Genomic DNA, 11,826 nt, shown 5'->3' with positions numbered 1-11,826 from the left:
GCACAAACGACAGTTCATTATGTAAAACAAGGGGAAACGTTTTGGACGATTGCAAAAAGTTACAATGTTTCATTGCTAGAGCTTCAACGAATCAACCAAAAACAATCGGATATTTTGTTTGTTGGTGAAGCGTTGCGTATTCCGCAACCTATTTCTCAAGCCGATAAAGATTTGTTAGCTCGCCTCGTTCATGCGGAAGCAAAAGGAGAGCCGTTCGCAGGGAAGGTGGCGGTTGCTACGGTCGTGTTGAATCGTGTCGACCATCCGAATTTTCCAAATACAATTCGCCAAGTCATTTATGAGCGTTCAGGGGGATATTATGCGTTCACTCCTGTACAAAACGGCGAGATTAACAAACCAGCGGATCGAGAAGCATATCGAGCGGTTGAAGAAGCCATTGCTTTTCGCGGTTTAGGAAGTGGTTCATTGTACTTTTACAATCCAAAGACGGCGAAAAGCGAATGGATCCGCTCGCGCCAAGTGACAGTTGTGATTGGAAACCATGTATTTGCGAAATAGTATTTCTCCATGCGTAGAGGTATGATGACGGAAAAAGGTGTCCCGAAAGCTTTTGGGACACCTTTCTATTTTTTATTTTCTTTCAAACGTCCTTCGCGCTTTGCTGCTTCACGCAGTAGAAATTCGATATGAGCATTCACGCTTCGAAATTCATCTTGTGCCCAACGTTCGATGATTTCATACAATTTTGGATCGATTCGTAGCGGAAAGTTTTTTTTCTTTGTCATTTCGTATTCACCGTTAGTATAACGTTCCGGCGTTGATGACTGGTTGGGCTCCACGATCAGAAATAATTGCCACCATCAAATTGTTAACCATATTTGCTTTCCTTTCCTCATCTAACTGCAAATGAGCTTCTTGATCTAGCTGTTCAATCGCCATTTTTGCCATTGAAACTGCTCCCTCAACAATTTTTTTTCGTGCTGCTAGGATGGCTGTAGCTTGCTGACGTTGTAACATGGCGCTTGCAATTTCTGTAGAGTACGCTAAGTGTGTTAAACGTGCTTCAATGACTTCAACACCAGCTACATTTAGACGTTCTTGTAATTCTTTTGCTAATACTTCTGAGACGACGTCGGCGTTTCCACGTAGCGAGATGTTTTCGTTTTCAAATGTGTCATACGGATATTTTGTTGCGACGTGACGAATGGCTGTCTCACTCTGAATTTCGACAAATTGCTCGTAGTTATCTACATCAAATATGGCTTTCGCTGAATCAATCACTTTAAAAACGACGACCGCTGCAATTTCAATTGGATTCCCTTCAACGTCATTCACTTTTAATTTGGCGCTGTTGAAGTTGCGAACACGTAATGAAACGGTTTTGCGAACGCTAAGTGGAATAGTCAAAAATAAACCGCTATCACGAATAGTACCGACATACTTTCCGAAAAAGATGACGACTTTTGCTTGATTAGGTTGCACCATAGTCATGCCTGTCATTAATAAGAAGGCGAAAAAAGCAAGGAAAAGTGGAAGGATAAGTTCCATCTCCATAAAAAAACGCCACATAGCACCTGCAAGTAATGTGATGATAAGAAACAAAGCGAAAAAACCATTCATATACCAAGCTTTCATTTCTTTCATATTTCTTCCTCCTAACATCATAAAGATATTTTAATGATATCACTTTTTGAATTATATGTAAATATCTCTTTATTGACTATTGAGTCAAACTGTTGTATTATGGAATTGACTTATTGGTCAATAAAGTATAACGCCAAGGGGGCGAAACGATGGGCATTGTTGATGTCAAACAGCTAACAAAAAGGTATAAAAACAATCGAGGAATTGAAGGGGTAACATTCTCTATTAAGGAAGGGGAAATTTTTGGGTTTATCGGACCGAACGGAGCAGGAAAAAGTACGACGATTCGTACGTTACTAAACTTTATTTATCCGACGAGCGGCAGTGCGACGATTTTCGGAAAAGATATTGTAAAAGATGCGAAAGAAATCCGGCGTCATGTTGGCTACTTACCTTCTGAAGTGCATTACTATGATGATATGAAAGTGATCGACTTATTGCTTTATTCGGCATCATTTTATAACGTGACGGATCGACGATTGAAACAGCTGGCTAAGCGTCTTGATTTAGACGTTCATAAAAAAATTGAAGATTTATCATTTGGAAATCGAAAAAAAGTGGGGATCGTTCAAGCGTTGTTGCACGAACCGAAACTGCTTATTTTAGATGAGCCAACAGGTGGATTAGATCCGCTTATGCAGCATACGTTTTTTGAGCTTCTTTTAGAAGAACGGAAAAAAGGTGTAACGATTTTCTTCTCCTCGCACATTTTATCAGAAGTGCAAAAGCTTTGTGATCGTGTAGCGATTATTAAAGAAGGCAAGCTTATTCAAGTGGAAACGATCGAACACCTAACGAAAAACCAGCTGAAACACGTGACGATCGTGCTCGAGGAAGGACAATATGCGACATTTGATTTAGAGGGAGTTGTAAAAAAAGAAGTCAGCGGTAATGAAGTGATGATGTTATACAGAGGGGATATGAACGAACTAATAGCCGAGTTGCACAATTTACGCATTAAAGATGTGTCGATGAGCGAACCGTCTCTTGAAGATGTGTTTATGCACTATTACGAAAAGTGAGGGGATAGATGATGTTTAAACGGGAATGGAAACGAAACGCAAAATCTTTAGTTATTTGGACTGTTGTGCTTAGCGGACTTATACTGTTGACGCTAAGTATTTTCCCACAGTTCGCGGAGCAACAAAAAGAAGTAACGAAGCTGCTTCAATCGCTGCCACCAGCCATGATTAAAGCATTTGGAATGGATCAATTGAGCATTGGTGATTTGACAGGGTATTACGGTGTGCGTGTGTATGCGATGACGACGTTGCTTGGCAGTGTTTACGCAGCTATGTTAGCCGCAAATATTGTCGCGAAAGAGGAAAACGATAAAACGATTGAATTTTTACTTGCTAAACCAGTCACAAGAAGTGAAGTTTTGACAAGTAAAGGACTCGTTGTCGTTGTAAATATTATTGTCATAAATACGGTTTCCTTCCTTGTTAGTTTAGTCGGCTTTCAGATCGCTAAAGAATACGACGTTTCATTAAAAGCTGTTTATTTATTGACGTTGGCAAATGTATTTCTTCACTTTACGTTTGCGTCCATAGCATTTTTATTATCAACGATGATGCGTAAAACGAGAAATGCGTCATCGTTTGCCCTTGGGCTTGTTTTCGTCACTTATTTTATGAGCATGATGTCAAGCATTTCTGAAGATTTATCTTTTTTGAAATACTTTAGCCCGTTCAAATATGTTGATGCAGCACCGATCATTTATGAGTTGCAACTCGATGTACTATACGTTAGTTTAATGATAGCGATCATTAGTGTAAGCATCGTTTTAGCATACATTATTTACAAAAAGAAAGATATTGTGGCATAGGTTAGGTGATTCGGTTGTACGAAGCGTTTGAAAGGCAACAAGAAGACAAAAAAAAGCTTATTATCCGTACGGCTATCGAAGAATTTGTGCAAAACGGGTATGAACATGCGTCAACAGACGTCATTACAAGCCGCGCCGGGATATCGAAAGGATTGCTTTTTCATTATTTCAAAAGCAAAAAAAATTTATATTTATATGTTGTTCATTATGCAAAAGCGTTGTTGACTGAAAAAACGATGGAAGCAGTAAATGAACTGAGATGTAGTGACTTTTTTGAACGAATAAAACAAATTTTGCTTATCAAGCAACGAGTATTTATGAAATATCCGAATGAAACACAACTAGTCATCGATGCAGTCGCTAATCCACCAAAAGTGGTGAAAAAAGAAATGGAACAACTGCTTGCGGAACATTACGAAACATATGCTGAAGATTTTCAATTGCAACATATTTTTTTAAAAGATCTTCTACAGAAAGAAACATTGCGTGACGATGTATGTGCTGAAACTGTCGTGCGCATGACGATGTTGATCGTTGAACAATTATCGAATAAGTATATGCAATTGTATAAAAATAAACGATATAATCCGATTCACCACGGGGATTTGGTTATGCAAGAGTTAGATGAATATGTGAACATTATAAAATACGGGATTTACAAGTAAGGCGGGACTTTTCCCGCTTTTATTCATTGTAAGAAAATTGTTGAAATTTTCTGTTTTTGTATGGTATGATATTTTCGAGAAATTTGAAACATTGTTTCATAATACGCAACAAAAGGAAGGGGAATGATGATGGGGGAATATGTGAAAATAGGTCGTCTACAGGTAGCTGATATTTTTTATGATTTTATGACAAATGAAGTGTTGCCGAATAGTGGGGTAGATGCAGATAAGTTTTGGGGAGATTTTGAACAGCTGATCGTCGAATTAACGCCGAAAAATAAAGCGTTGCTTGCGAAGCGTGATGAATTACAAGAAAAGATCAATGAATGGCATAAGCAACATCGTGGACAGTTTGATTTTGAACAATATAAATCATTTTTACAAGAAATCGGTTACCTAGAGCCGGAAGTCGAAGATTTTGAAATTACGACAGAACGCGTCGATGATGAAATTGCTAAGCAAGCAGGTCCACAGCTCGTTGTTCCGATTACAAACGCGCGTTATGCGCTAAATGCAGCGAATGCCCGATGGGGAAGTTTGTATGACGCTTTATATGGTACAGATGTGATTAGTGAAGAAGATGGGGCTGAGCGTGGAAAAGGATACAATCCGATACGTGGGGAAAAGGTCATCGCTTACGTTCGTGCCTTTCTAGATGAAGCAGTACCACTTCGCGGATATTCGCACAAAGATGCCGTTCAATACGCCGTTGTAAACGGTGTGCTAACTGTGACAACGGGAGATGGACAAACAACAACGTTGCAAGATGGGCAAAAATTTGTTGGGTATCAAGGTTCACCAGAGCAACCGTCTGCGATTTTATTGAAAAATAACGGTCTACATATTGAAATACAAATTGATCGTACTCACCCGATCGGACAGACGGATGCAGCTGGTATCAAGGACGTTTATTTAGAAGCCGCGTTAACAACAATTATGGACTGTGAAGATTCTGTTGCGGCAGTCGATGCGGAAGATAAAGTACTTGTATATCGCAACTTGCTCGGTTTAGTTCGTGGTGATTTAACGGCGAGCTTTACAAAAGGAAATAAAACAGTTACGCGCGAGCTAAATCCAGATCGTGTATATACAACACCAAGTGGCGAAACGCTCACATTGCCAGGACGGTCGCTTATGTTTGTGCGCAACGTTGGGCACTTAATGACGAACAATACGATTTTACTTGAAAACGGAGAAGAAGTGTACGAAGGTATTTTAGATGCGGTCGTAACGACTTTAATTATGAAACATTCGCTTCTCGGCAATGGGAAGTATGTTAATTCGAGAAAAGGTTCGATCTACATTGTAAAGCCGAAAATGCACGGTTCAGAAGAAGTAGCATTCGCAGATGAATTGTTTGATCGTGTGGAAGATATGCTCGGCCTTGAACGGAATACAATTAAAATTGGTGTCATGGACGAAGAACGACGGACAACATTGAATTTGAAAAATTGTATTTATCGAGTAAGGGATCGAATCATCTTCATTAACACAGGCTTTTTAGATCGTACAGGCGACGAAATTCACACATCAATGGAAGCAGGACCGATGATTCGAAAAAATGAAATGAAATCGTCCGTATGGTTACAAAGTTATGAAAAATCGAACGTAGCGATTGGATTACTGACTGGTTTTCAAGGTCGTGCCCAAATTGGTAAGGGAATGTGGGCGATGCCTGATATGATGGCGGAAATGTTAAAGCAAAAAATTGCTCATCCGCAAGCCGGGGCAAATACAGCTTGGGTTCCGTCACCTACAGCGGCGACGTTACATGCGCTTCATTATCATCAAGTAGATGTGTTTACGGTGCAAGACGAGTTGAAAAAACGTGTCAAAAACTATTGTGACGATATTTTACAAATTCCTGTCGCTAGCAACCCACAATGGACGCCTGAGGAAATTCAACAAGAGTTAAATAATAATGCACAAGGTATTCTTGGTTACGTCGTTCGTTGGATCGACCAAGGGATTGGATGTTCAAAAGTACCCGATATCCATAACATTGGTTTAATGGAAGACCGTGCAACGCTTCGTATTTCGAGCCAACATATTGCCAACTGGTTACATCATGGTATTTGTACGAAAGAGCAAGTACTTGAAACGTTGAAGCGAATGGCGAAAGTTGTCGATGAACAAAATGCCGACGATCCAGCTTATCGACCGATGTCGGTTGATTATGACAACTCAGTTGCTTTCCAAGCAGCGTGCGACCTCGTTTTTAAAGGGTACGAACAGCCAAACGGCTATACGGAGCCGATTTTACATCGTCGTCGTTTAGAAGCGAAGGCAAAGTATGCACATGTGAAACAATGATAATACAGAGGGCATTCAATGCGAATGCCCTTATTACGTGCTAAAGGTGGGAGCATCATGGAAAAAGATTCATTTGTCAAGTCAGTTAGTAGGGCATTAAAAATTATGGATATTTTAAGCAACTATCGTCATGGAATTGGTGTGACGGAAATTGCTAAACAAATCGGTATTCATAAAAGTTCCGTTCATCGGTTACTATCGACACTCGCTGAACACGGATACGTTGAACAAGATGGAGAAACAGAGCGATACAAGCTCGGTTATAAGCTGTTGGAAATGAGCTCGAAGTTGTTAGAATCGATCGATTTACGAAAAGAAGCAAAACCGTATTTACGCGAGCTTGAACGAATAACGAACGAAGTTGTTCACCTTGTCGTGTACGATCAAGGGGAGGTCATTTACATTGAAAAGCTAGATGGGAATGAAACATTACGCATGCATTCAAAAGTCGGAAAGCGAGCACCGATGCATTGCACAGCCGTCGGTAAGGCGATTTTGGCACATTTGCCCAAGCATGTTGTAATGGACATTTTAAAAAGAAAAGGATTACCACCACATACTGATTATACGATTACAGATCAACGTATGTTTCTCCGCGAGTTAGAGCGTGTTTGTGAGCTCGGTTATGCGCTTGATTTAGAGGAAAACGAGTACGGTATCCGTTGTATAGCTGTGCCTATTTTTGATCACACAAAGCAAGTTGTTGCAGCGGTCAGTGTGTCTGGGCCGACGATTCGTATGACGGATGAACGACTAGAACAACTTCATGTGCAAATGAAAGCGATTGGCAAACAAATTTCTGAGCGGCTTGGGTATATCGATAAATGATGTATACGTGCGGTCTCCAACCATAGTATAATGGTAAAAAGGCGATGTTTAAGGAGGCCGCTATATGGCACAACGAGTTGTGAAAACAACATATTTGTTAGGGCTTTTGTTTCTCGTTGCCGCGTTCGTTTATTTTTTCGCTTCGAATTGGCCTGAACTTGGACGATTGACGAAAGTTAGTATTGCAGCTGGCTTTATGGTTTTCTTTTATGTGATGAGCGCGACTGTTTTTCGCTATCATTTATTAAGCAGATGGTTGTTTATTTTCGGAGCCATTACATTTGGTATTTGTGTTGCGCTAATCGGGCAAGTGTATAACTCACATGCTGATAGCTTTTTATTGTTTTTTGTTTGGCTTATTCCTACTTCTATTTTTGCTTGGCTTGCTCGCGACCGATTTCTTGTTGTGTTTAGCCTCGGATTGCTTCAACTAACGTTTTGGTTTTACTACTTTCCTTCTTCGTATCACATTGAAAGAGGGGAATGGACGTCATTTTTCATTTTATTGCTTTTTGTGATCATCAATGGCATCGTTGCATCGTTCAGTCGTCCATCTCTACTTTCTATTCTCGCTTATATGGCGATGCATAGTTGGCTGTTTGTTATCTTCATACAAGGAATATCATTTGAGCAATTTCGCTTTTGGCCATACGTGTATACCATCCTTTTCGTATTGTTTTTGTTATATGTAAAAAAACAGCCATATTTTATATGCACGGTATTGTTTACAGGTATGTTTGGGATCATTCAATATTTTCGGTTTGTTGAGCAGTATTTTGGTGGGAATGGGTATATATTCGGTCTTGTGCTAGCTGTCATCATCGTCTATATCGGTATTTACGGATTGCGATGGATGAAAAAACGTAGTAATGGAAAGGTAGAGAAATTTTTTATCGTTGCTTTTCAAATCATTGTCACCGTCGTTGCATCGATGATTGCTGTTGGAAGTATTATGCAGCTTCTTTCGTTTTGGTTCGATGCGTTTTCACCGTATGTATTGCTAAGCATATGTATTTTGCTATTTGTTACACCCGCATTATTATGGAAAAGACAAAATGATGTTGTTCGTTACACATTGCTTGCGATTGGATATATACTTGGGGCGTTTAGTGTGACTGAGGTTTCCTTGATTGTGATGAGTGCATATGTCGCTGTCTTGTTTCTTATTTCATGGCGTATGCCAGCAGGTGTACGAACGATGACAAATATCGCTGCTTCCATTTATGTCGCTATGATGATGCTTGATGAATGGAGCGACATCCGTCTCACATTATTGACTGTATTTGTTTTTTATAGCGTCATCTATTGGTTCGCCAAACATATGTATGAGCGTTTTGTGTTTCTCGTTTTTTCGTTTACTTCACTCCTTCTATTGACAAGTGCAGATATTTTTTCTATAGATTGGATGTATGTCGGATGGAATATTGCATTTCTTTGTGCAGCCTCGTTCGTTCTTTTATTTCGTACAAATGAATATGAGCGCTCAATTGCTTGGGTGTATATGTGTTTGTTTCTCATATTAAAGTATTATGAATGGATATGGGATTTACTTCATAAATCGTTCACATTGGCTATTGTTGGTTTATGTTTGTTTACATTCGCTACATTTGTACAAAAAAGAAAAGCGATTTCGTTTTCCGTTCGTGACCAAAAATGGTTACCCCTTTTGGTCGTCATCACCTTACAAGTTGTATTTATCGCGTATGTGACATTTGATAAGGAACGACATATTCGGCATGGTGAGCAAATCAAATTGCAGCTTGAGCCGATTGATCCACGTTCACTTATTCAAGGAGATTATGTTCGTCTTCAATACGATATTTCAACAATTGAAGGGGTTGATGAATGGGGCAAAGTTCAAGTCATTTTACGAAAAGACGACACAGGGGTTCATCGATTTGTCGGTATTTATTCGGTTAATGGAAAGAAGCGCAATCCGCATTTGTACCGCGAGGGCGATGTGTTAGTGAATGGGAATATATATGGAAACACGATCATTTACGGAATTGAAACGTACTTTGTTCCGGAGAAGACAGGATTAGATATACAGCAACGTGCCCGCTTTGCGTATGTACGCGTCAGCCAATCAGGCGATGCGTTGTTAGAGAAAATTGTTGAGCAGTGAGAAGACCCGCCGCCTCACACCGAGACGGCGGGTTTCTTATTTCCCAATAAACATTTGTGTCCAATAATTTCCGTTTCCGTCAAATCCAACGCCAATATGTGTGAAATTGCGATTTAAAATGTTCGCTCGATGTCCTGCGCTATTCATCCATGCATTGACAACCTCTTGGGGTGTTCGCTGCCCTTTCGCAATGTTTTCCCCAGCTGTTCGATAAGAAACGCCAAAATCGCGCATCATATCAAACGGAGATCCGTATGTTGGGCTTGTGTGCGAGAAATAATTATTTTTTCGCATGTCTTCTGATTTTTTCTGAGCAACAGAACTAAGTTGAGCGTCAGCGCGTAAAGCTGGCAGTCCTGCCCGCGCCCGTTCTTTATTTGTTAAGTCAATCACTTGTTGGGCATATTGACTAATATTTGTAGTCGGCGTTGTTTGTCTTGTTTGTTGTTGTGTCTGTTGTTGTGTTTGTCTGTTCGGTTGTGTTGGTGTTACTTGATTTGGACGTTGATACACATTCGGTGCTTGCGTATAAGGTCTTGGTTGCATATATGTTCTTTGTTGTTCGGTTAGTGATCGCCAATTTGTTGCGTCTTTCGGATCAATTGGAACAAATTTATAGCGAGCTTCTTGAATCAATATCGCTTTTGTATGCGGATATTGATTGCTCGATAGCGTTGTATGCAAAGCAGAAATGTTTGAACGGTTATTCATATCCATTGCGTTGTTACAACCGACAATAGTCAACAAACTTAAAGCAACAATGGATTTCGTCAGTTTCGTTATCATTTGTTCATCCCTCCTTAGCATGTATCATCCTCATGCATCATTAGTTTTTACAGCAATGAGACAAACTAAAGATGGGAATGGTTGAGAAATGTTTTTTCCTCTTTTTGTTTTTTAAAAATGACAAGATTGTGACAGACAAAATGATGTTTACTTTACATTGAACACAAGCTGTAAGCGCTTTAATATGAAGCTATAGCAAGACAAAAATGAAAACGAGGAGGAGAGAACATGGAAAATCAAACAGGTTTTCGTGTTAAAGTGCAACGTTTTGGCAGTTATTTAAGCGGAATGATTATGCCAAACATCGGAGCATTTATTGCGTGGGGAATTATTACCGCGTCATTTATCCCAACAGGTTGGTGGCCAAGTGAAACATTCGCTAAATTAGTTGGGCCGATGATTACGTATTTATTGCCATTATTAATTGGTTATACAGGCGGAAAAATGATTTACGATGTTCGCGGTGGAGTCGTCGGTGCAACGGCAACAATGGGGGTTATTGTCGGTTCAGACATCCCGATGTTTTTAGGTGCAATGATCATGGGTCCGCTTGGTGGATATGCGATCAAACAGTTTGACAAGCTCGTTCATGGAAAAGTCAAACAAGGTTTTGAAATGTTAGTCAATAACTTTTCAGCAGGTATTATTGGTGGATTGCTCACATTAGTCGCTTTTAAAGGAATTGGACCTGTCGTTTTAGGACTAAACAAAACATTGGCAGCAGGTGTAGAGGCGATTGTTAACGCGAAATTATTGCCTTTAGCAAACATCTTCATTGAACCAGCAAAAGTATTGTTTTTAAACAATGCGATTAATCACGGTATTTTAAGTCCTCTTGGTATTGAGCAAGCGGCGAAAACAGGGAAATCGATTTTATTCTTGCTTGAAACAAACCCAGGTCCAGGTCTCGGTATTTTACTTGCTTACTGGTTGTTTGGAAAGGGAATGGCGAAACAATCAGCGCCAGGTGCTGTGGTTATTCATTTCCTCGGAGGAATTCACGAAATTTACTTCCCATATATTTTAATGCGTCCAGTATTAATTTTGGCGGCAATTGCCGGCGGTGTGAGCGGAGTATTTACATTCACATTATTTCATGCGGGTCTTGTCGCAGTTCCATCACCAGGAAGTATTTTCGCATTACTCGCTATGACACCGCGTGGTCATTATGTAGGTGTTCTTGCTGGTGTGATCGTTGCTGCTACTGTTTCTTTCTTAGTGGCATCATTCTTCTTGAAAACATCAAAACAAGAAGAAGGGGATTTAGAACAAGCAACAGAGCAGATGCAACAATTAAAAGGAAAGAAAAGCAGCGTTGCTTCAGCATTAAGCTCTACAGCACCAAAACAAGTAAAGAAAATTGTCTTTGCTTGTGATGCAGGGATGGGATCGAGTGCAATGGGTGCTTCGATTATGAGAAATAAAGTACAAAAAGCGGGTCTTGATATTGAGGTAACAAATACAGCTATTAACCAGTTACCGGGTGATGCGGACGTTGTGATTACACACCAAAACTTAACAGATCGTGCAAAAGAAAAGCTACCGAATGCGTATCACGTATCTGTAGAAAACTTCTTAAATAGTCCAAAATACGATGAGTTAATCGAAATGTTAAAAAGTGACTGTAGATGAGTATTTTTTATTACATTAATTTCCATACCCAAGAGACAAACAGG

At 39.8% G+C, this 11,826-nt stretch carries 11 protein-coding genes; 8 read left to right on the top strand and 3 right to left on the bottom strand.

From position 1 onward, the window contains the following. Nucleotides 1-519, top strand: a 519-nt coding sequence (locus V7Z64_RS08290) for a cell wall hydrolase (protein WP_334110042.1), incomplete at its 5' end; no start/stop codon positions are given. A 65-nt stretch (nucleotides 520-584) separates the two neighbouring features. Here the strand turns inward: V7Z64_RS08290 and V7Z64_RS08285 are convergent. Continuing rightward, complete coding sequence (locus V7Z64_RS08285) at nucleotides 585-746, bottom strand: hypothetical protein (RefSeq protein WP_003397421.1); 162 nt, start codon at nucleotides 744-746, stop codon at nucleotides 585-587. Nucleotides 747-759: 13 nt separating this feature from the next. Beyond that, nucleotides 760-1,605 (bottom strand): SPFH domain-containing protein, encoded by an 846-nt coding sequence (locus V7Z64_RS08280; RefSeq protein ID WP_297991085.1) that lies wholly within the window; start codon nucleotides 1,603-1,605, stop codon nucleotides 760-762. Between the two features lie 149 nt (nucleotides 1,606-1,754). On the opposite strand from V7Z64_RS08280, the gene V7Z64_RS08275 reads away from it, so the two are divergent. The 6 genes from V7Z64_RS08275 (at nucleotide 1,755) to V7Z64_RS08250 (ending at nucleotide 9,364) form a co-directional block, all read left to right on the top strand. After that, nucleotides 1,755-2,627 (top strand): ABC transporter ATP-binding protein, encoded by an 873-nt coding sequence (locus V7Z64_RS08275; RefSeq protein ID WP_297991087.1) that lies wholly within the window; start codon nucleotides 1,755-1,757, stop codon nucleotides 2,625-2,627. Nucleotides 2,628-2,635: 8 nt separating this feature from the next. Then, on the top strand, nucleotides 2,636-3,433 hold the full coding sequence (locus V7Z64_RS08270; protein ID WP_334110038.1) for an ABC transporter permease: 798 nt from the start codon (nucleotides 2,636-2,638) through the stop codon (nucleotides 3,431-3,433). A 14-nt stretch (nucleotides 3,434-3,447) separates the two neighbouring features. After that, the gene (locus tag V7Z64_RS08265; RefSeq protein WP_334110044.1) at nucleotides 3,448-4,098 is read left to right on the top strand and encodes a TetR/AcrR family transcriptional regulator; all 651 of its coding nucleotides are present in this window, start codon (nucleotides 3,448-3,450) and stop codon (nucleotides 4,096-4,098) included. A 129-nt stretch (nucleotides 4,099-4,227) separates the two neighbouring features. After that, a complete protein-coding gene (locus tag V7Z64_RS08260) occupies nucleotides 4,228-6,411 on the top strand; it encodes a malate synthase G (RefSeq protein WP_297991098.1) in 2,184 nt (727 codons plus the stop codon). Nucleotides 6,412-6,468: 57 nt separating this feature from the next. After that, complete coding sequence (locus V7Z64_RS08255; RefSeq protein WP_297991092.1) at nucleotides 6,469-7,239, top strand: IclR family transcriptional regulator; 771 nt, start codon at nucleotides 6,469-6,471, stop codon at nucleotides 7,237-7,239. Nucleotides 7,240-7,303: 64 nt separating this feature from the next. Then, nucleotides 7,304-9,364, top strand: coding sequence for a GDYXXLXY domain-containing protein (locus V7Z64_RS08250; RefSeq protein WP_297991093.1), 2,061 nt, complete (start codon nucleotides 7,304-7,306; stop codon nucleotides 9,362-9,364). Nucleotides 9,365-9,400: 36 nt separating this feature from the next. Here V7Z64_RS08250 and V7Z64_RS08245 read toward each other — a convergent pair whose 3' ends face one another. Next, nucleotides 9,401-10,150, bottom strand: a complete 750-nt coding sequence (locus V7Z64_RS08245) for a CAP domain-containing protein (protein WP_297991095.1) — start codon at nucleotides 10,148-10,150, stop codon at nucleotides 9,401-9,403. A gap of 228 nt (nucleotides 10,151-10,378) precedes the next feature. Between V7Z64_RS08245 and V7Z64_RS08240 the strand changes: the two genes are divergently transcribed. Further along, nucleotides 10,379-11,782, top strand: a complete 1,404-nt coding sequence (locus V7Z64_RS08240; protein ID WP_297991097.1) for a PTS mannitol transporter subunit IICB — start codon at nucleotides 10,379-10,381, stop codon at nucleotides 11,780-11,782. Nucleotides 11,783-11,826: the final 44 nt, after the last annotated feature.

Origin of the sequence: Anoxybacillus sp. (assembly GCF_036834105.1) — a bacterium.
In the GTDB taxonomy this organism is placed as follows: domain Bacteria; phylum Bacillota; class Bacilli; order Bacillales; family Anoxybacillaceae; genus Anoxybacillus.
Note: the sequence above shows the minus strand (reverse complement) of the source record. Positions and strands in the feature narration are given on the sequence as shown.